Source organism: Bradyrhizobium sp. ISRA436, from assembly GCF_029910015.1.
GTDB lineage: Bacteria > Pseudomonadota > Alphaproteobacteria > Rhizobiales > Xanthobacteraceae > Bradyrhizobium.
The window spans coordinates 3,844,621-3,864,479 of the sequence record NZ_CP094519.1; the positions used below are offsets into that span (position 1 = coordinate 3,844,621).

The following is a 19,859-nucleotide window of genomic DNA, read 5'->3' on the forward strand; positions in this document are numbered from 1 at the left end:
CGCAACATTGAGCGCGCGGCTTTCCGTTAAGTATTATTCGTGCGCCGCGCTCAGAGACAATCGTGAACCCGAACTAGCCCGCACGGGGAACGCAACTTGACCTCCAGCATCCGGATCTGGGACTATTGAAAGCAGCTCATAGAGCCGAAACGGTAGAATATCGGAAGCCGCTCAGGCAGCTCCCGAGCACTCTCTTCGGAGAATTCGGAGTCCAGAGACCGCTCCGCGCAACCACCTCAGCCTGAGGGTGCGACGACGACGATGTTGCTGGAACCTTCGGACGCTGCGGGCGCACCCCCCCTTTAACTTAACTCAATCAAGCGCGTTTCGTTTCTAATCGTGATACGGCGTGACTACTTCGCCTGAGCCAGAAATCGGCTTCGGCGCCTCCTTCTCGACAACATTTCTAATGTACTTTAAGCTTGAATAAATATCGTGTTCCATATCGCGTCCCTGAAATACCCGATCGGACTCTTTGTTGGTTGCGTCAGGATATTTGGACATGTCGAGCGCCGCGTTAGTACCAACGTTCATCCTCCAAATTGATGGATTCTTTCGCGAAGGCCTTCGGCTTATTCTATCGAGAACGCGATTCTCTCCACAAGGCTGGGGTATTGCGCTCGACGAGCTCAACGCAATACCCAGCGACGAGCCCAGCTTATTTATAGTCGGAGTTGGACAGAAGCATGATTTCATTTTCAAACGCATTCGCGCGCTGTATCCACTGTCCTTCATCGTAGCGATTGGCGACGAGCGCAGCCCCGATTGCCTGGCGAGTGCACTCGATGCCGGCGTGAATGCAGCTCTTTTCAATTCCGTCGCGCCGAACGCTCTCATTAATTGTCTGCACGCCGTTACTGACGAACATCTCATCGTTATCGATGGTCGCCTTTGGCCATTAGCGACCGTCCTGCCAAAACTCGACGAACGATTGTCGCCCCCAACTCAAAATGGTGCTCCTTGGGAGGCGGAGAGCGCGCTGCATGCCTCCAAGCTGCTGTCCGCACGGGAAATCGCGATCCTGGAACGAATTGTCCGGGGTGATTCCAACAAACATGTCGCGCGGTACTTCAAGATTGCCGAGCCGACCGTCAAGGCTCACGTCAAGGCGATCTTTCGGAAGATAGGCACAACCAATCGTACCCAGGCTGCCATCTGGGCGCTCAACAACAAGCTTATCAACGGCGCGCACGGCATTTCCACGCTGCTCGACGAGCATGTCGCCGGCGACGAAAGGCACTCCCTGGGATTCAACCAGCTCGATCCGACGATTGACGATGCCCTCATTGCTGGTCGTGCCAAGGTGAGCTCGCAATAACGTGATTTCACATCACAACCGCGGGTGCGGTTGGCGCCTCCTTCCTCTCCTTGCTGGTCTAGCCTCCGTCCCGTTGTCCGGTCAGCGCGCCCTCCGCTCGTCGAGCGAGCGCGCTACATCGCTGGGATGCAATGGGCCCCAGCTCAGGGGTTGGAGCTGGGGCCCTTGCAGCCTACTCTTGGTTGGCTGACGTCCACCTGAGCAGCCATCAGCGGATGCCAGACTGCACCTGCGGGCCGGTTCCAACACTAACGCTTGTAAATGTGCGCTGCGGACATTCGATCCGACGAGCTCCGCGGACCGGCTACCAGCGCAGTTGCGTCGTGTCGTAATGAGAACGCTCAATTCGGCGTTGCGGGATTCGGACGCGAAGCGCCGCGAACTGCTTGGTTGTCATTCGGCATGCAAAATTGGCTCTGACTCACTTTTGATGCAGTTCGAGGGCGTCTGGCGCATTGATTGGAAGAGAACCAGCGCCATGCAGCAACCGCTCCACCGAACCAGTCTGGTGCTGCGTGGATTTGTTGTAGAGAGTGCGCGCTACGAGATTGGCCGCATCCCTGCCGATGACATAATTGATCTTTTCGAACGCGAACAATCCATCCCAAACGTGCCGCGCGATCTTCTCGATCTACGATGACTCAAGGTCAGTCTTCCGAGGCGATCCGATCCAGGCGCAATCGGTGCCGATGGTCAGTGACTAGACGTCCACCACCGATGACCGCTGCAAGCGTTCCCAGACCCGTTCCGCCCGCAATTAGAAACATGATCAGTAGCTGGTATTTGACAGCGTCGACCGGCTCGACGCCCGCGAGGATCTGTCCGGTCATCATCCCCGGTAGAGAGACGAGACCAATTGCCGCCATACCGTTGATGGTCGGCATGAAGCCGCTTCGTAGCGCATCGCGGATCACGGGCAGGAGCGCCTGATATCGCGTACCTCCCAAGGCGAGGCAGGATTCCACCGCAGCTCGTTCGCGAACCACCCCACTCACCAGCACATCCAAGCCCAGGCTCACACCAGTCATGGTGTTGCCCAGGATCATTCCCAGGAGCGGCAGAGCGTAGCGGGGGTGATACCAGGGTTCAGGACGTAGCTGCGTGAGCAGCGAAAACGTCGTAACGATACCGGCCGCGAGCAACGTGCATCCTGCACCCAAGCCGTAGGTCCAAAGACCCTCCAGCCGCCTTTTTTGACGGGCGACGATTTCGCGTGATGCGAACAAGACCATGATGAAGGCAGCGAGTGCCGTCCACAACGGCGATACGACCGCGAACAGAAACGTCAGCACGTAACCGACCAGCACAAGCTGAATCACCATTCTCACACTCGCGAAGGCCAGTTGCCGCCCAAGCTTGAGGTGCAGCGCCAGCGAGAGCACACCGTTCATGACCACGAGTAACGCAGGCAGGATCAGGTCGCCGTAACTTAACTGAATGTAACTCAAAGCGGGTGCTCCTCAATCCGCCCGCCGCTCGCCATCATGAGCAAGCGCGATCCGATGCGTCGCGCCTGGGCGCTGTTATGAGTACTCCAGATCACACTTGTGCCGCTCGACAAGCGCTCAGCGATAATGGCTTCGACAGAAGCGGTCGAGGCTGCATCGAGCGCTGACGTGGGTTCGTCCAGCAAGAGCACGCGCGAATGCAGCAAAAGAGCCCGCACGAGCCCGAGCCGCTGTTTCTCGCCTGTGGAAAGTCTTTGGATCGGCCAAGTCCCGCAACTCGATGGCAGCCCCAGGCGTTGAGCCAGCGCGACCGCCGGCCCCCATGCAACAAAGTGCTCCTGCACTGTGTCTGCCCACCAGCCTGGTTCAGCAGCAACATAGGTCACCTGCTTCCGCCAAATGGGAGCCGGCATCGACTCTCTTGGCCTGCCATCCAACTCGATAGAGCCTTCGTTCGGATCAAGATCGGCGATGGCACGAAGCAGCAGGGTCTTGCCAACGCCCGAGGGGCCTTGCAGCGCAAGGCATTCTCCATCGGCCAGTTGAAAAGAAGCCGAGATATGCAGGCGTCTTAGCGCATTGATCGTAAGCATTAACTGACCCTGGGACGGCTTGCGTTGGCCTAGTTCCCTGCCTAGTTTACACACACGGGGATTTCCAGTCTCCCCGTCAGACGGGTTTCCGTCCAAGCACTGACCAATACTCACCAGGTGAGATGGTTGCGCATGGGCAGACCCCCCCCCCTTTTCCACGAAAGATCGGCCTCTGCAGGGCAGACATCAGCTCGCGGCATTCAGCGCGAAGAGCGTGGCATCGACGCGGTCGTCTTGCATTTCTCTCGTCTGGGCGGTCCGATGTACACTCACGAGAAGGTCACGCTGTCCGTGGTGGCGAAGAGTATCGCGCGCCTCAAGGGGCATCGATTTGCGGGTGAATTCGATCCAAAGGCGCATGCGCCCGCCCGTCTTTTCTTTGTTCCCAGCGATACCCTGATCTTCGATGAGGCGCGGGCTCTAGGAATTCATTCTTCCCAGCAACTCTATGGCGCGGTCGTGCCTTATCCCTTCGTCAAGACGAAAGCCATCACGCATCGCCTCATTGGCGCGCACGCGTCTCGACCGTCTGGCTGGTCATCTGCGTTCGCCGATAACGTCCATAGTGCTGTTCTTCCGGGCTATACAGTGTTTTGCGCCGCCGATGCAAAACTGGCAGCTAAACGACTCTTGGTGCTCGGAGCGGTTCGCTTGAAGGAGCCGCTGGGCGATGGTGGCCACGGTCAAGTCACTATCCGGCGCGTTGCCGAACTGGAGGCTTATCTAGAGAATTTTCCGGCTGAGAAGCTCGCGTCTCATGGTCTGGTACTCGAGACTAGCCTGCGTCACGTCACTACACGAAGCGTCGGTTGCACGACAATCGGTAGCTCGACGATCGCCTATCATGGCACGCAGTGGACCGTTACAAATAATCACGGACTTTCCGTCTACGGGGGCTCGCGTCTCATATGCGTTCGCGGCGGCTGGTCAGCGCTTGAAGAACTTCCCATGGAAGCAGATGCGAGGCTCGCAGTCCGCCAAGCTCGAATGTATGACCGCAATGCGGTCAAATACCCACACTTCCTGGCTTCGCGTCGAAATTACGACGTCGGACAAGGTGTGGATGGCAATGGGCAGTGGCGCTCCGGAGTATTTGAGGCTTCGTGGCGCTCTGGTGGCGCGAGCACTGCGGAGCTCGCCGCCCTGACGGCATTCGCAGATGATTCCAGCCTGCAAGTGGTCGAGACGACGGCAGTGAAGGAATACGGAAAGTCGCGCAGCACCTCGACTGGCGCGGCGGTTCATTTTCATGGTGATGATCCTGACGAGGGGCCGTTGATCAGATACACAAGGGTCGCACGAGCGCTGCGCCAAGTCGCATAACCAGCGGACACTCAACTTCTAGCCGCCGCGTCTCCAGCGCTGGGACCGCGGATTTGCCACATCCCTCCGTGCTGTATTCTTGATCGCTTCCCAGGCCATGCCTTGCCTATCTGCCCGCTGATCGTGTGGACACCGTAGGTCTCCAGGGTGCCCCGGCGAGAACTCTCGTGATCCGCAAATGAAGTCGCCATGAGCAGATCAGTGTCAGCAGATCAGTGCGCTGTTCCCGAAGGGGCGGTCGGCATTGCAATCGTCCGGCGGGACGATCGATCTGCACTTTGTATACTGGCACTTCACAACAGATGTTCCTCGCTTGTGATGTGCGGCGGAATCAACTGAAGGCGGATCGCTCGAGTCACTGCTCGCTAAGCTTGGTAATCGTCATAGCTCCGTCCATTTCCGAAGCGGAAAAGACCACTTCATCTCCAGGTCGCACCGCATCAAACAGCAGCCCATCCTGCACTTTGAATTCTTCGACCATCCCGTAGGAGGTCGCCCCGGCCGTACCCGGATGCATTTCGCGAACCGAAATGTTGCCGGCCATCCCGTCCACTTTTACGACCACTCCTCTAACGGTTCGTTCGGCTATGGCCTGCGAGCTGATCGTCGTCATCACTATAGCGACCGTCAAGATAACTCGTGCTGCTTTCAATGTAATCTCCCGACCGTTAAGGTGAATTGGCGCTCAACTTCGTGAGCACAGATTGTCAGAGGAATTCAGGTTGATCCCTCCGGCCCGAGTGACAACCCCGGCCCGCATTTCGAGACACCTATCGGCCGTCTGCACCGAGTCGCGCTCGTGTGTTACGAGCAGCAACGTTCTGCCGCGCTGACGAACCGCGCTCGCAAGCAATTCCATCACACGTTGTGCGCTTTGTTCATCGAGATTCCCAGTCGGCTCGTCAGCCAAGAGTAGTGCAGGATCATTTGCGAATGCTCTGGCAATAGCCACTCTCTGCTGTTCTCCCCCACTGAGCTGTGATGGGCTGTGGTCGGCGCGATCGGCCAGGCCGACGAGATCGAGAAGTTCGCGGGCACGGCCTTGGTTCGCTCGCCCCAACGCAATCATCGGGAGCAGCACATTTTCCAAAGCGCTCAGTTGCGGGATCAGATTATAGGCCTGAAAGACCATCCCGACCTGCTCCGCGCGGTATTTTGATGCTTGCGCCCCTGATAAGCGGGCGAGATCGGTTCCCGCCACGATGACGTGCCCTTGATCCGGCTGATCAAGTCGCGCGATGAGGTTGAGAAGCGTGGTTTTGCCCGAGCCCGATGGACCACTGATCCGCACGAACTCGCCCTCTCCGATTTCAAGTGATACATCGCGCAACGCGCCAACGACGGAGCGCTCGCGGCGATATGTCTTTGAAACCGAGCGCACGGAGACGAGCGGGGTCACAAGTTCTCCTCCGAAAGAGTTATTGCCAGGGGCTGCCGCACAAGTCGAAGCACCGTCGAGACCGAGCCGATGCCGACGGCTGCGATTGCGATCGCCACGAGGGAGCCGGCCACCACCCAATCGATTGCCGGTTCCGTCGGGCCAAGATCGGCCATGAGCGAAGGCATAGCGAAAGTTCGCGGCACGAAAACACGGGCAGCGAAGGCGCCGAAGGCAACCGCAGCAAATCCAAGAACCAGCCCGAAGACGACGGCAGGAGCGGTTCCGATCGCAGGCCGAAATCCGACGGCTATGAGCGTGGCATATTGGCGCCGTCGCTCGACATATATGTCGTGCAGAAGGTTTGCAGCGAACGATCCGGCCAATAGCAGGGTCGCAGTGCTTACGGCGGAAAACAAGGTCAGGGTCAGAACGAAATCGTGGACCTTACGCTGGTATTGGCTGTATCGTTCCGTGACGAAGACGCCTGGCTCCAACCGAAAGGCTTCCTGGAGCTTGGCGACGAGAGCCGGCACGTCAGAGGCGCTTCGTGCAATGACGATGGCATCGGTCAGGCTCTCGCGACCGAAGATGTCTTCGCTGGTTTGGATATTCACGAACGCACCGCTCGAGACGAAGGTCGACCCCGGCCGCAACGAGGGCGCTTCAGCCGACCTAGGCGGGGCGCCCCGTAACTCAAGTTTGTCGAGAATGCCAACGACGGTGAGCTGCAGGTCCGTGCCGTCCGCCTTCCGAACCGGGAAAGTGCCGCCGATATCTACGCCGAGCGCCTGAGCTGACGCTTGATCGAGCACCGCGACCGCACGATCATCACTCCGCAAAAACCGACCGCGCGCCAGCGAGAAGCTGCTCAAACCGGGCTCGCTGTCAGGATCAATACCGAAAATGTAGATGTTTAGAAAGCTGTCGCCGGATACAACATTACGAAACAGCGACTGCCGCTTAACGACCTGATTCTCGCCTGCAGCCGCTTCCAGATCGGTGGGGTCGATAAGCGGCTCATAGACTGGAATTGTGAGCGGCGGCAGATTTCCACTCCGCGGCGTTTCAAACAGAGCGCGATTGAAGCGGCTCTTGACCTCAACGACGTCGGGCCGATCCTGACGTATGGCCCTGCTCAAAGTGTTGCGGGCGCCCTCGACCACCATCAGCGACGCAGCGACGGTTGCGCTCGTCGCAGCGAGAACGATCGCCGCCGCAAGCGCCTCGACGAAGCGGCGGCCGTAGCCTCCGAAGGTGAGCTTCACCCATATCATGCAGACACCCGAAGGAGCTGGGCGGGCGCTTGTGCGAGCGGCCAAAGCAGCACCGGAAGAGCTGCGATGGTTGCGGCAACAAGCGCAACCCCGGTGGCAAAACCGAACGTTGAAGCGGTTCGAACAAACGGCAGAATGATCACCGCCACTGCGGCGATCACCATGCCCGCGGCAAGGACCGTGTACATTCGTATCGCGAAATAGAGCAGGACTTTAAACGGGGAAAAGCCCACGGCCTGCAAAATTCCGAGCTCACGCCAACGTGCCAGGATCAACTGGATCTGCAGACCGGCTACCCCGGCGGCCACGAGTACAAGTAGGAGAAAGATGAAGAACGACCCACCTGCTTCCAGTTTTCCTTGCTCTTGGAGTGCCGCTTCGAAATTGTTGCGCTCCGGCACTCGTAGGCAGAAGGTAGATTCACCTGCAGCGCCGCAGTGTTGTTTGAGACTCCGCTGATCGAGCAAGGATATCGCTTCACCTTCGACTGTTGGCACTTCCCGAACTGAGTGCGCCCGCACGACGAGTTCTTTGGCTGCAGTCTCCTTTGGGGGTGGCATGCCGCGAGCAGCCAGTTGCTCGCCGACGAATCCGAAAAAGTCCTTCAACAGCTGGTCATTCAAAAGGATTGGCAACGTGGTTGCCACGCCCTTTGGGGCATCCGGGCGACGTACAGTGAGGACTTCATTGCCGCGCGCAGCAAGGCGCCAAAAGGGCTCAAATCGACCCTGATCCGGGCCGACGAGATCAAATGTCCCGATCAGGCGTAGCTTCTCGTAGCGTCGAACGATTGGAGGATCCGCGTTCACGTACGTCAAATCGACGGTTGCTTCGGCGCCAGGTCGAATGCCGACGTAATCAGCAACCCCGGAGGGGACAACGACCTCGTTGCGGTCCGGCGGACGCGCCGTTCCAGATGTCGCAAGCAGGGGGGCTCCGAGGGTTGCTGTGGGCGCGTTCGGATTCAGATCATGGAAATTTACATAATAATCCTGGACTGGATCGAATGACCGATCGACACCTAGCGCGGTGGTCCGAGCACCGAGAGATTCCTGCTGCTTCTCGTTCTCGAAAACCACAAAGGATGTGTCGGCCACCAAGCCGAGCTGAGTGCCATTGTAGGGAGCCACGATTGACTGTACCCCGGCAGCCGAGCGTAGCGCCCGAATGAGGTCTGCGATTTCGCCCATCGGCACCTTGTTGAGATCGACGATGAATGTCGCCGCTCCGGACTCTTCGTAGCTGGTCAGGAGTTCCGCCCGTCGAAGACCTATTTGTGCTGCAAAGAACGTGATTGCGACTAATGCAAGTGCGATCGCCAGCGCGGTCGCCAGTGACCGCAGCCACGCCCTTCTGAGATCGACGACGGCGAGCCCAAAAAGCCCACGATCCACGACGAATTCTACCTCAGTTCGCGTTCGATATCCTCGTGAAGTTCTTCAACCATGCCGGAGATCGTCGATTTCACCTTAGTCGCCGGTGCCCCACTCTTGAGCTGATTGCCCAGCGAATCGAACAGTAGTTGTTGTTCGCGAGCCTCACGCGCTGAAATCCTCGGTGCCACGCCGTTCCATGCTGCACGCGCCTGCCTGAAGCGGGTTTGAGCTTCAGCCGCGTTGCCTGACGCGTAGGCTGTATCTACCGCGCGCAAATGGCTCACGATCCGATCCACGGATCCCCCGCCCTGGGACCTTTTCTGCGCGATTGCTGCGCCACTCCAGCCTGCGCCGTCAATTCCGAGGCCGATCGTCACCACGCCGGCCGCCAGCATTAGGCTAATCCTCATTGGGGCAGTTCTCATCGCATCCTCCTGTAAGATGCCCGCCAGACAGAGCCCTCCAGCCTGATTCTCTTACTCCCCACTCTCCTCTCACCGCGTTCGCCGAACGCAGAGACGGCAAATCGTGGACTCGGATAGGCTTCAACCTTTAGTCGAGCCGCTCCGAAGCAGTCGAAAACTTCTTTCCTTGCAGCAGAACAATCGTGGCCTCAGGACGGCCGTCTTTCAGCTCAGGCACTGCGCTCACGACGAGCACGTCCGCGGCCTCTCCCTTGGCCTGTCCTTTTGCCTTGGTCGCAACATCGGCCAGCTTGACCTTCGCCCTGTCCATTGCGGCCTTTTGCAATTTGGCGTGGGCAAGGTCCTCGCCCTCGGTAATCGGCTCGACCTTGGCGACAGTCCCCGTCATGTGATCGACAATCACCTCGTAAAACTTTCCTTCTTTCGCCGTATAGACCGAAAGCTGGAGCTTACCCTCGTCCATCTCGAATTTTCCAGAGATCGGCTGACCTTCCCGTTCGCTGGCCGTGAAGCCCTGCTGCAGGCTGACTTTCACGCCGCTCAACGCGTTCGCCAATTCGGCCTGCTCCTGGTCTGGACCAATCGCGAAAGCTGATCGAAGGCCAACAGACGATGCGGCCAAAGCAATGATCACGAAGCTAAGGGCAGACGCCAGTAGCATTTGTCGTCTGGTCATGAGGTGCCTCCCTTCATTAATCGAGATGCCCCGCCGTCAAAGCTGCTGTTGCACCACCACCAACCGGTTGCGGCCTGCCGCCGATCTGGCGACCTGAGGGCGTTCCAGATGCGGCCGACGTTTCGATCCTCGACAAATCTTGGTCGCCTTTCGGCGCCTCCACCACTGAAGAATTCCTGAAATTCCTGTCAGGAACGCTGCGACAGCAAGGAACCGGTTTATAATGCCGGCGCGAGGGCAGCTCTCGGAGCGGAGCACACCGTGCGTATCCTGGTCATTGAGGACGAAAAGAAGGTCGCGAACGCCCTGCGCGAGGGCCTTGAATCAGAACACTACGAAGTCACGGTCGCGGCGACCGGAGAAGAAGGCTTTTTCCTCGCGAGCCAGCGCTCTTTCGATCTCTTGTTGCTCGATCTTATGCTGCCGCGCCGCGACGGCATCGATGTTCTCGCGACGCTGCGCAAGTGCGGCAATCAGACGCCGATCTTGGTCGTTACGGCCAAGGATGCGGTCGAGGACCGGGTGGTTGGCCTCGATCAAGGCGCTGACGACTATCTCACCAAACCCTTCGCATTCTCCGAGCTGCTTGCGCGCATCCGGGCGCTGCTCCGCCGCGGGCGCATGGACCAGATCCTCAAGCTACAGCACGAGGACCTTGAGATGGATCTCGTCATGCACAAAGTCTCCAGGGGAGCTCAGTCTCTCGATCTGACCGCGAAGGAATTCGACCTGCTCGAATACCTATTGCGTCACGGCGGCCGCATCGTGTCGCGGGAGATGCTCGCACGCGACGTGTGGCACGCGACGGCTAGGGCTACCCCCCTCGACAACGTCATCGACGTTACGGTTGCCCGGCTGCGTCGTAAGATCGACGAACCCTACGACAGAAAGTTGCTGCACACTGTCCGCGGCCTTGGATACCTTCTTAGCGGGAGACAAGAATGAGATTCCGCCCGCCGAACGTGCGCACGCGGCTTACGCTCTGGCACGCTGGAGTGCTGACATTGATCATATGTATTTTTTCCGCAGCCATTCTGCTTTTCGTCCAGACTCGCCTCTACGCTGCCTTGGACGCGCAACTCGGCCTGCAGATCGCGACCATCGGCAAGGTCTATCGCGAGGAGCCTGACGAGCTGGCGGATTTGGCGTCCGAATGGGGCATAACATTGTTCCGGGTGGACGACGCCGGCGGCATCCGTCAGCAAACCGAAGCATGGGCGCGGGAGGGACTCTCGTCCCCGCTGCAGCCAGGCGATTCGGCATCGCCGCTGTCTTGGACGGCCCCGAGCGGTCGTCGCTATCGCGTCCATAGCTTTACTGGATCGACCTATCGCGTGGCCGCCGCGATTGACGAAACTTCCCTCCGGGACACACTTTGGACGCTCGCCGTCATCCTCGCGACGGGCATTCCCTTCGCCGCAGGTTTGGCAGTCGCCGGAGGTTACTTCCTTGCAGGCCGGGTACTCGCTCCGGTCGGCGCGATGGCACAAAAAGCCCGAGAAATCACTGCAGAATCACTCGCAAAGCGGCTCCCGGTCGATAACGCTCGGGATGAGTTCGGGCAGCTCGCGACGGTGTTCAACGACACGCTATTCCGTCTCCAAGATGCGTTCGAACGATTACGCCGCTTCGCCGCTGATGCTTCGCACGAGCTGCGCACTCCCCTCACCGCGATGCGCAGCGTTGGGGAGGTCGCGCTGCAGAGTCCACTTGATGCCGTCGCGTACCGCGACGTCATCGGCAGCATGCTGGAGGAAGTCGACAGGCTGACGCGACTCGTCGAAAGCCTCCTGATCCTCACACGAGCCGACTCGGGAAAAATCCACCTAGTGCCAGAGGACCTGGACCTTGGACGGTTGGCAGGAAATGTCATCGATCAGCTCCACGTGCTTGCCGACGAAAAGCGGCAAGAGCTCACGCTCCGCGTTCCGATCAGGGTCCATGCTACGGCAGACGCCGCCCTCATCCGGCATGCACTCATGAATCTGATACACAATGCAATAAAATACACACCAAATGGCGGCGCGATCACCGTCGAGGTGAATGCGACGGCTAAGCGGGCGGTGATCGAGGTGCGGGACACGGGACCCGGGATTCCTACCGCGCATCGGGATCGCATTTTCGATCGCTTCTATCGCGTCGATGCGAGCCGATCGAGGGAAGAAGGCGGGGTCGGACTTGGGCTCGCAATCGCGCGCTGGGCGGTCGAGGCGAATGGCGGGCAGATCGAACTCGCAAGCGAAGCGACGGCTGGAAGCTTGTTCCGGGTCATGCTGCCGGCTGCGGACGATTCTTCCGCGGCCGGTGGGCATAGCCAGGTGCCGTGTGAACTGCGCAGGGGGACACAAGAAGCTGCATCATCGTGAAGTGGGCTGCGGTGGCGCTGCCAGCACTCAGGCAATCGATCGACCGCGGCCCCTATTTGGAGATCCTTGCGTTACCTTGCCCCCTCCGGACCTCATTCGATCTTGCGATAACCCCCGCTCCATCACCTACGATCCTAACATCATCTATTGCGAGCCCCCGTCGAAACGAATTGGAACGGCGAAGGTTAACCCGCCGCGAATTTCATTGACGGCGTGGCGGTTAGTCAGAGCATCGCGATACGCGACGTCAAAGGAGAGCTTCTCGTTGACCTGCCAGATCAGTCCGACCAACCCGGACACGGAACCCACAGCTCGCCTCGGCCGCATCGCTATCCTTTGGCGCGGGGATGAAGCGGCGCGCCGCAGTGCCTCGCCAGGGACCAGTCGGTTCAGCGCCGTGTTCGCGGCGCTCGCCGATGTCGGCGTTGATGCGGAACCCGTAATCTATGAGGACGATGTCCTCGACGCCGTTCGCACACAGCTCGCCACGTTCGATGGCGTGCTCGTCTGGGTTAACCCGATTCACGAGGGGCGCAACCGCGCCAATCTCGACGCGCTGCTGCGCGACGTCGCGGCGCGCGGCGTCTGGGTGAGCGCCCATCCCGATGTCATCCTAAAAATGGGCACCAAAGAGGTACTCCATCGCACCCGTATGATGAGCTGGGGCTGCGACACGGCCCTCTATCGAACGCTCGAGCAGATGAGGGTGGAATTGCCCTTGCGGCTGGCGGCTGGCCCGCGCGTGATTAAGCGCAACCGCGGCAACGGCGGTCAGGGCGTCTGGAAGGTCGAGGCCCTGGCAAGTCCACCCGCCCGGCCGATGGTTCGCGTGCTTGATGCCACCAGCGACGCATCGGAGGACGTCGCTCTGGACGAGTTTCTCGAGCGGTGCATCGAGTATTTCGAAGACGGCTCTGTGATCGATCAACCGTTCCAGCCGCGCCTGAGCGAAGGGGTGATGCGCTGTTATATGGCGGGCGATCGCTGCGCCGGCTTCGGCTACCATAAGGTCAAGGCCCTGGTTGACCAACCGACCGCGCGCGCCGAAGCTGGACCGCGGCTCTATACCAATAAGGCCGACCCGCGCTTCCAGGGCCTGCGCCGGTTGATGGAAGATGAGTGGACGCCGCAGCTGACCTCCTTGCTGGATATCCCGAGCAGCGATCTCCCAATGATCTGGGACGCGGACTTCATGCTCGGTCCCACCCGTTCCGACGGGACCGACAGTTACGTGCTCGGCGAGATCAACGTCAGTTCAGTCTTCCCGATCCCCGATGAGGCACCGGCAGAGATCGCTCGCCGAGTTGCCGATAGACTGCAGTCGAAGCTCTGAGGCGAGAAATTCTGCGTCGATCTCGAGTTTTCACAGTAGCCGCCAACGGCTGTCATTCCGTCGATGTTGCAGTAAAGCTAGAGGTGCGGTATCTCCTCGACAGAGAAGTTCCGTTGCCTGGTTCGGTCGTGATCGATGCTGCGCAGGCAAGGTCACGTTCGCCTCGGCGGCCGTCCTATTCCAGAAACTGACCAGCGCCACGATGGTCTTGGTCCGTCAGGGTCGGTCAGCAGCTCGTCCGCGCGTGTCCGGCTCCAGATTGACCACAACGATTGGAGTGCTGGGCCGCGCGGCCGCTTGGGCCGCCCGCAGCCGAGTATCGCTGGTGATCAGTGAGCGGTGAAACCTCCATCCACAGCGAGCGCGTGTCCGATCACGAAGCTGGCGCCGGGACTGCAGAGCCAAAGCACCGCGGAAGCGATTTCCTCCGGCCGACCGAGCCTCCCGATGGGCTGATCCCGCAGGATCTCCTTCATCGCTTCTGGTTCCTTGGCGAGCATTTCCGAAACCATGGGAGTATCGATCGTGCCCGGACACACTGCGTTGATCCGGATTCCTCGGGAGGCGTATCGAGTACGGAGCTCTTGGTCAGGGCGAACACGCCATGCTTGGCCGCATGATAGGCGGACCTGCCGGGAAGTCCGATGAGACCCCCGATGGACGAGCAATTGACGATCGCGCCACTGCCCTGCTCGCGCATGTGGCGGAGTTCGAGCTTCATGCACGTCCAGATGCCTCGGAAATGGATCACGGTCACGCGGTTGAATTCCTCGCCCGATACGTCCGTGGTCTCGGTCGCCGGCGAGTGCACCCCGGCGTTGTTTTGCAGCGTCCAGCTGCCCGAACTCGGCAACGATCCGGTCGACCGCTGCGGCCACGGTGGCCTCGTCGACGACGTCGCACCGGATTGCGATCGCCTTATGGCCATTCCGAACGAGTTGTTCAGCGGTCGGGCGACGCAAATTCATTTCACCGAGACCGGCGTAGAGTTCGATGCAAGCCGCGCTGAACGTCGGCGCAACGCCGTAATAGCAATGGACCCATCGACATGCCGCAATCCGACGGCGCGATCAGTCTCGAACACGACACGCCGGGGCTCGCCCGCTCCTATGATGAAGCCGGCCTGGTTCAGTTCCGCCACGGCAAGTGCCTGATCGGGCCGCTCGCCACCGGATCAGGCGAGCATGTTCTCGATATCGGAACCGGCACCGGACGGCTCGCGGAATTCGTCGCCGGCCTCGTCGGACCGAACGGCCACGTGATCGGCATAGATCCTCTTGCCGGTCATATCGAGATCGTGCGATCCGGCCAAGGACATCACCTATCGATTGATCAGCCAAAAGACCATGCTCAGCAGGATGCTGATGATGAGCGATGTCGTGAGCGGAAAGTAGAACGAAAACTTCTGCCGTTGGATCAGAATATCGCCTGGCAGCTGCCCCAGGCCCAGTCTGCCGATTAATGGCCAGCAGATTCCGGCGACCATCAGGACAATTCCGACGACAATAAGCGTGCGCGACATCTTACGTTATCTCTACGGTTCGCTTTCGCCCCCGGATTCAATCGCGGCTATCCCCTCTCCCCGCAACGCCACCTCGTCATCGACGTTCCCGTCTAACACGAATTTAACGGCCTCACGCTGCACAAGCGCTTTTCGGACGGCTTGTATCCTCAGTCAGCAAGCACGGTCTCGCCGCCGCTTTGCCTGGGAGGTGGCTTGCGGAACACGATGAGCAGTGGAAGCACCATAAGCGTTGCGATCATCAGGAGCTTGTAATCGTCGATATAGGCGATGATCTGCGCCTGCGTGGTAATAGCGGAATCGAGGGCAGCTCGTCCGGCAGCGGTGAATGGGCTCAAAAACTGCGCAACGGCCGGATTCTGAAACGCGCGGTTGACCGCCGTGACGTGGGTTGAAATGTCGGCGTGATTGGCCTGCGTGTTGGTGACGAGCAGAGCATTTACAATGGAGATGCCGACGCTCGAGCCGATGTTCCGCGCGAGATTGTAGATGCCCGCGCCTTCGGTACGCCAGTCCGGCGGCAGCGTCGCCAATGCCACCGCGCTGAGCGGCGGGAAAAGAAAGCCGAGACCGGCTCCCTGGATCACCCCAACCCAGATGATCTCGCCCTCAGAGACGTCCGGCGTCCAGCCGCTCATGACGTAGAAAGCATAAGCCGTCAGCGCCAGCCCGATGAACAGTAGTAACCGTGTGTCGAATCTTCCGGTTAGTCTTCCGACGACCAACATGGCGGCCATGGTGCCGATGCCTCGCGGCCCCATCACCAGGCCCGAGGTGACGACCGGGTAATTCATCAGATCCTGCAGGTACGGCGGCTGTAGTGCCAGAGAGGCGTAATACGTGAGACCGACGATCGCGATGAAGAGCGAACCCGCGGCAAAATTGCGGTCGCGGAACAGTGCGGGCCTGACGAAGGGTTTGTCAGCGGTGAAGGTGTGGACGAGGAAAAGATAGAACGCCGAGGCGGCTACGATCGCCTCGATCCAGATTTCTCCGGAGCTGAACCAATCCTTCTGCTCGCCGCGGTCAAGCATGATCTGCAACGCACCGACAGCGACGCTCAGCGCGGCGAAACCGAACCAATCCAGCCTTGCGTTCGAATGATGTCGCGCATCAGGCAGAAATACCGACAGACCAAGAAAACACAGAATGCCGATCGGTAGGTTGATATAGAACACGTACCGCCAGCTGTAACTGTCGGTGAGCCAGCCGCCGATCACTGGACCCAGAATGGGCCCGGCCATCACTCCGAGCCCGAACAGTGCCATTGCGGACCCCTGGCGTTCGCTGGGATAGATGTTGATCAGCACGGACTGCGACAACGGGACGAGGGCGGCGCCGAACGCGCCTTGCAGGATACGAAACAGAACGATCTGAGTGAGTGATTGAGCGACACCGCAGAGCATCGAAGCGATGGTGAACCCAGCCACCGCAACCAGGAACAGCCTCTTCAGCCCGAAGCGGCCGGCAAGGTACCCCGTGGGAGGCGTCATGATGGCAGCCGCCGTGATGTAGGAGGTCAACACCCACGCGATCTGATCCGGACTTGCGGCGACGCTGCCCTGGATGTGCGGAAGTGCGACATTGGCGATCGTGGTGTCGAGCGCCTGCATCAGCGTGGCAATGCTGACGCAGAGCGTAATTGCCCCGCGATTGGCAACGGCCGCGCGCGGATCTGCCATCAGGAGCTCCTATTCGTCTCACCAAACAAGGACGCGAGGAAGTGCGGCAGGCCGCGCTCGTGGCCGGTGTCAACAGCGACTTCCACACTCATGCCCGCCCGCAGTGGTGGTTGCTGGCTGCCGCTGGTGTCAACGCGCACACGCATGGGGACGCGCTGCACGACCTTGACCCAGTTGCCGCTGGTGTTCTGCGCCGGCAGAAGCTGGAACTCCTGGGCCGCCGCCGGGCTGATGCTCGCAACCGTGCCGTGCCACGTCCTGTCCGGATAGGTGTCGACCGTCACCGTCGCCGGCTGGCCAGGCCGCACATAGGTGAGTTCGGTTTCCTTTGGATTCGCATCGACCCAAACATGATCGGTGGCGACGAGATAGAATGCCGTGGTGGAGGCCTGCAGGTACTTTCCTGGTGCAATCGCGGGCACATCGGTCACGATTCCCGCGAAAGGAGCCTTCACCACGGCGTGGTCCAGCTCGCGTTGGGTTTCGTCTACCTGCGCCTTGGCCTGCCGGTATTCTGGATGATCGGTGACCGCGATGTCAGCATTGCCGCCGAGTTTTGCGAGTTGCACCTCCGCCTGGCCCTTGAGAGACGACAGCTTGCTCTGATCGGATTGCAACGTGAAACGGGCCTGGTCATAGTTGGCCTTCGTGACTGCATCCGTCTTCACTAGCGCGGCGTAGCGGTTATAATTTGCCTGATCGAGATCAACCTGCGCCTGCTCGGCGTTGATGTCGCTCTGCATCCGGCCATAATCCTTTTTCATCGACTCGATCGTCAGGCTGGTTTGCGCAAGATTGGCCCTGGCGCTGTCGAGAGCGATCTGGAACTGCCGGGGATCGAGCTGATAGAGCACCTGTCCGGCATTGACGTGCTGGTTTTCGCTAACGTCGACCTTCTGCACAATGCCGGAGACGTCGGTCGAGAGACCGACCTTGTCGGCGTTAACGTAAGCGTCGTCGGTCGACATCACCTCGCCGCCGGTCACATACCAGTAGGCGCCGGCGAGCAAGATCACGGGCAAAACTGCAAAAAGCCCCCAACGCGTCAACAGCCGGCGACGCGCACTGCGCGAGGCCGGGCGGTCAGCGGCCGCCGACTGCCGTTCCGGCCGCTCGGTTGCGGGCTTCTCTTCGGGGCGCGCAGGCTCGCTTCGATTCGGGCTCCGGGCAACCGCGCCATCCATCCCTCTCTCATCACTATTCGGGTGCGTCTCCGCCATGCGGTCATCACCGCCTTGCGAAGGACGCTCAACTAATTTTGGCATGCAAGCTCCTTATGCGGAGGCCTTCATAAGCCGACGTCCGCTCAGGTTTCCCTTCATTTGCCTCAAACCTTGCGACATCGCGCCGAGCACAGCGGGCTCGATGCCTTGGGTAATTTCGAGGTGCAGCTTGGCCCGCGCCCGCTCGATCTCGCGCAGGATCGGGATAGCCGCCGGCGTCAATCGCAGGCGCCAGGCGCGGCGGTCGCCAGGATCACCGCAACGCTTGACGAGGCCCATTTCTTCAAGACGGTCGATCAGACGCCCGATCGTCATCGGGGCAACCTCCGCAGCAGCCGCGAGCTCATTTTGAGAAATGTCCGGCTGGCGCTCGAGACGAGCTAGGATGATCATCTGCGCTCGGGTCATGCCCATCTGGCGCGCGAGCTGATCAGCGTAGGTGCGCATGTGCCGCGCCACATCATAGAGCTGGATCAGTAGATCGTGGTCGAGATCGGTCGACATATGCCTCCGGACGCTGGCGTCAGGCCGGGGCTTCGGAGGGCTTCGAAGGCCTTGAGATCGTTCCCTCGGCTGCCAGGTCACACCGAGGAGATGGTAAGCAAGCTTAAGATTCCATCGCCCGGTGCGGGCAAGTCTGGCTTGTCCTATCGCATGGCATCGAACAGAGGCGCCATGGCTTTAGGAACCTGTAGGCCAGCTCGGCGTTGGGACGTCATTAAAAGGACGAGCGATGCCCGGGTTCTACTTCGATCTCCTAGTTGGGGATCATCCGGAGAGCCAGCGAAGGAATGATCCTGGAAACACAGAAGGAGCGCGGGACCGGCTGACGCACTTGCCGAGGAATTGCGGCTCGCGAGGTCGGGTTTAGAGGGCAAGCATTGCTATGTGCGCGTGCTCAACGATGTAAATGGGGAAATTTACCGCACTCCGCTATTGCCCATTTCAAAACCGTTTGTTGAGCCACTCCGTAGCGATATTCGGAGCTCCCAACTGCTCATGACTGGGTATGGGATTCGGACTTCCCGAACATCCTCCGCGAGCAGGCGCGAGTGAACGGGGTGCTGCGCTTTTACTTCGTCGACGGACATCCCCTCCTCTGCACGACGTTGATTTCGTTGCGCTCTCCGGCGATCATGTGAAAAGCTACGGTTGGGTTCCACAGTACGCAGCAATTCACTACTGCCCGGAGCAGCGCAAGTCGGCATAAAGCGGCTGAGCGGCAGCAACGACACGGTCCGGGTCGTCACCCGAGGGGCCGGGTTTGCCTGAAATGGAAGCGGTTCGGAGTGAACCTTCTGGCTATGCAGCGCACCTCGCCCTCGCAAGTTTCCAGCGCGACCTTTTGGGCGAGCATGACGTCTCCGATCGGCAGAGCGCCGATCGGCATGAAACACAACCCTTCTTGCAGACGGCCTCTTTGGTCGATCTCGCATACGTTCACCGAGGCCCCGGCATGGATCCTGTACCGCTTTCCGCTATCGCTTCCCAGGACGTCGAAGTAGCCCATTTGGGTGAACTGCTCCCGCTGCGCCGGTGACAGCCAGTTCAGCAAGAGCAGCAGCGAGCGCCCCTCCGGTGTGCGCTCGGCGCCGTGGACGATGAAGAGGGCTCTCACCGCTCTCATGCGGGAGCGGCTGCTTGGCGGCGACGATCGAAAGCCGAACATGGCCGGGCCGATTAACCGCCGACGAGCCTGGGGAAGAATAGGGTTTCTTCCGCAGTAGGGTCAAATGATCGGAGGTGCGAGGTCTGACCGGGACCTGTCCGAACCGCTGCGGTGAAGCCGGCATTGGTAAGCTCGTAAAACCTCTGCTCCGCTTTCGCCAGTTCTTCTGCATCATCCGGACTGAAACGGTGCCGCCTGTCGCCGGCGCGGTCCATCACGATCTGAATCGCCATGATCATTCTCCTCGGAT

22 protein-coding genes and 1 pseudogene are annotated in these 19,859 nt (G+C 59.9%); 7 read left to right on the forward strand and 16 right to left on the reverse strand.

Annotated elements, in window-relative coordinates; all coding sequences use genetic code 11:
- Positions 1–502: 502 nt before the first annotated feature.
- Both MTX23_RS18195 and MTX23_RS18200 read left to right on the forward strand, forming a co-directional pair.
- Entirely contained in the window at positions 503–1,318 is an 816-nt protein-coding gene (locus MTX23_RS18195; protein ID WP_280971595.1) for a response regulator transcription factor, read from the forward strand.
- Between the two features lie 331 nt (positions 1,319–1,649).
- Positions 1,650–1,958 (forward strand): hypothetical protein, encoded by a 309-nt coding sequence (locus MTX23_RS18200; RefSeq protein ID WP_280971596.1) that lies wholly within the window; start codon positions 1,650–1,652, stop codon positions 1,956–1,958.
- Positions 1,959–1,965: 7 nt separating this feature from the next.
- On the opposite strand, the gene fetB is transcribed toward MTX23_RS18200, so the two are convergent.
- Together fetB and MTX23_RS18210 are read right to left on the reverse strand one after the other, a co-directional pair.
- Positions 1,966–2,766: an iron export ABC transporter permease subunit FetB gene (gene fetB, locus MTX23_RS18205; protein WP_280971597.1), complete on the reverse strand. Its 801-nt coding sequence runs from the start codon at positions 2,764–2,766 to the stop codon at positions 1,966–1,968.
- On the reverse strand, positions 2,763–3,359 hold the full coding sequence (locus MTX23_RS18210) for an ATP-binding cassette domain-containing protein (RefSeq protein ID WP_280971598.1): 597 nt from the start codon (positions 3,357–3,359) through the stop codon (positions 2,763–2,765). Before MTX23_RS18210 ends, fetB begins: the two co-directional genes overlap by 4 nt.
- 261 nt (positions 3,360–3,620) lie before the next feature.
- Here MTX23_RS18210 and MTX23_RS18215 point away from each other — a divergent pair, with 261 nt between their 5' ends.
- Entirely contained in the window at positions 3,621–4,682 is a 1,062-nt protein-coding gene (locus MTX23_RS18215) for a DUF3182 family protein (RefSeq protein WP_280971599.1), read from the forward strand.
- A 355-nt stretch (positions 4,683–5,037) separates the two neighbouring features.
- On the opposite strand, the gene MTX23_RS18220 is transcribed toward MTX23_RS18215, so the two are convergent.
- From MTX23_RS18220 to MTX23_RS18245, 6 genes are all read right to left on the reverse strand, one after another.
- On the reverse strand, positions 5,038–5,334 hold the full coding sequence (locus MTX23_RS18220) for a copper-binding protein (protein WP_280971600.1): 297 nt from the start codon (positions 5,332–5,334) through the stop codon (positions 5,038–5,040).
- Between the two features lie 33 nt (positions 5,335–5,367).
- Positions 5,368–6,081, reverse strand: a complete 714-nt coding sequence (locus MTX23_RS18225; RefSeq protein ID WP_280971601.1) for an ABC transporter ATP-binding protein — start codon at positions 6,079–6,081, stop codon at positions 5,368–5,370.
- Complete coding sequence (locus MTX23_RS18230) at positions 6,078–7,328, reverse strand: ABC transporter permease (protein ID WP_280971602.1); 1,251 nt, start codon at positions 7,326–7,328, stop codon at positions 6,078–6,080. Before MTX23_RS18230 ends, MTX23_RS18225 begins: the two co-directional genes overlap by 4 nt.
- 5 nt (positions 7,329–7,333) lie before the next feature.
- Positions 7,334–8,731, reverse strand: coding sequence for an ABC transporter permease (locus tag MTX23_RS18235; protein WP_280971603.1), 1,398 nt, complete (start codon positions 8,729–8,731; stop codon positions 7,334–7,336).
- Positions 8,732–8,739: 8 nt separating this feature from the next.
- Positions 8,740–9,108, reverse strand: coding sequence for a hypothetical protein (locus MTX23_RS18240; protein ID WP_280971604.1), 369 nt, complete (start codon positions 9,106–9,108; stop codon positions 8,740–8,742).
- 157 nt (positions 9,109–9,265) lie between these two features.
- Positions 9,266–9,814, reverse strand: a complete 549-nt coding sequence (locus MTX23_RS18245; protein WP_280971605.1) for a hypothetical protein — start codon at positions 9,812–9,814, stop codon at positions 9,266–9,268.
- 261 nt (positions 9,815–10,075) lie between these two features.
- Between MTX23_RS18245 and MTX23_RS18250 the strand changes: the two genes are divergently transcribed.
- The 3 genes from MTX23_RS18250 (at position 10,076) to MTX23_RS18260 (ending at position 13,513) form a co-directional block, all read left to right on the forward strand.
- Complete coding sequence (locus tag MTX23_RS18250; protein WP_280971606.1) at positions 10,076–10,759, forward strand: response regulator transcription factor; 684 nt, start codon at positions 10,076–10,078, stop codon at positions 10,757–10,759.
- Positions 10,756–12,180 (forward strand): ATP-binding protein, encoded by a 1,425-nt coding sequence (locus MTX23_RS18255; RefSeq protein ID WP_280971607.1) that lies wholly within the window; start codon positions 10,756–10,758, stop codon positions 12,178–12,180. The genes MTX23_RS18250 and MTX23_RS18255 overlap by 4 nt, the downstream gene beginning before the upstream one ends.
- A 265-nt stretch (positions 12,181–12,445) precedes the next feature.
- Entirely contained in the window at positions 12,446–13,513 is a 1,068-nt protein-coding gene (locus tag MTX23_RS18260) for a Cj0069 family protein (RefSeq protein ID WP_280971608.1), read from the forward strand.
- A 329-nt stretch (positions 13,514–13,842) separates the two neighbouring features.
- On the opposite strand, the gene MTX23_RS36380 is transcribed toward MTX23_RS18260, so the two are convergent.
- Positions 13,843–14,025, reverse strand: coding sequence for an SDR family oxidoreductase (locus MTX23_RS36380; protein ID WP_348637490.1), 183 nt, complete (start codon positions 14,023–14,025; stop codon positions 13,843–13,845).
- Positions 13,986–14,441 carry an SDR family NAD(P)-dependent oxidoreductase gene (locus MTX23_RS18265; protein ID WP_348637491.1) on the reverse strand — a complete coding sequence of 152 codons (456 nt, stop codon included), beginning with the start codon at positions 14,439–14,441 and terminating at the stop codon, positions 13,986–13,988. Before MTX23_RS18265 ends, MTX23_RS36380 begins: the two co-directional genes overlap by 40 nt.
- Before the next feature lie 120 nt (positions 14,442–14,561).
- Here MTX23_RS18265 and MTX23_RS18270 point away from each other — a divergent pair.
- Positions 14,562–14,767 (forward strand): annotated as a pseudogene (locus MTX23_RS18270) (methyltransferase); the annotation flags it as partial.
- 67 nt (positions 14,768–14,834) lie between these two features.
- On the opposite strand, the gene MTX23_RS18275 reads toward MTX23_RS18270, so the two are convergent.
- The 6 genes from MTX23_RS18275 to MTX23_RS18300 all read right to left on the reverse strand — a co-directional run bounded on the left by MTX23_RS18275 (position 14,835) and on the right by MTX23_RS18300 (position 19,842).
- Positions 14,835–15,035, reverse strand: a complete 201-nt coding sequence (locus tag MTX23_RS18275; protein ID WP_280985425.1) for a DUF2905 domain-containing protein — start codon at positions 15,033–15,035, stop codon at positions 14,835–14,837.
- 149 nt (positions 15,036–15,184) lie between these two features.
- On the reverse strand, positions 15,185–16,717 hold the full coding sequence (locus tag MTX23_RS18280; RefSeq protein ID WP_280971609.1) for a DHA2 family efflux MFS transporter permease subunit: 1,533 nt from the start codon (positions 16,715–16,717) through the stop codon (positions 15,185–15,187).
- Entirely contained in the window at positions 16,717–17,901 is a 1,185-nt protein-coding gene (locus tag MTX23_RS18285) for an HlyD family secretion protein (protein WP_280971610.1), read from the reverse strand. The genes MTX23_RS18280 and MTX23_RS18285 overlap by 1 nt, the downstream gene beginning before the upstream one ends.
- Positions 17,902–17,991: 90 nt before the next feature.
- A complete protein-coding gene (locus MTX23_RS18290; RefSeq protein ID WP_280971611.1) occupies positions 17,992–18,444 on the reverse strand; it encodes a MarR family transcriptional regulator in 453 nt (150 codons plus the stop codon).
- A 742-nt stretch (positions 18,445–19,186) separates the two neighbouring features.
- Entirely contained in the window at positions 19,187–19,567 is a 381-nt protein-coding gene (locus tag MTX23_RS18295; protein ID WP_280971612.1) for a hypothetical protein, read from the reverse strand.
- Positions 19,568–19,620: 53 nt separating this feature from the next.
- Entirely contained in the window at positions 19,621–19,842 is a 222-nt protein-coding gene (locus MTX23_RS18300) for a hypothetical protein (RefSeq protein WP_280971613.1), read from the reverse strand.
- Positions 19,843–19,859 lie beyond the last annotated feature (17 nt).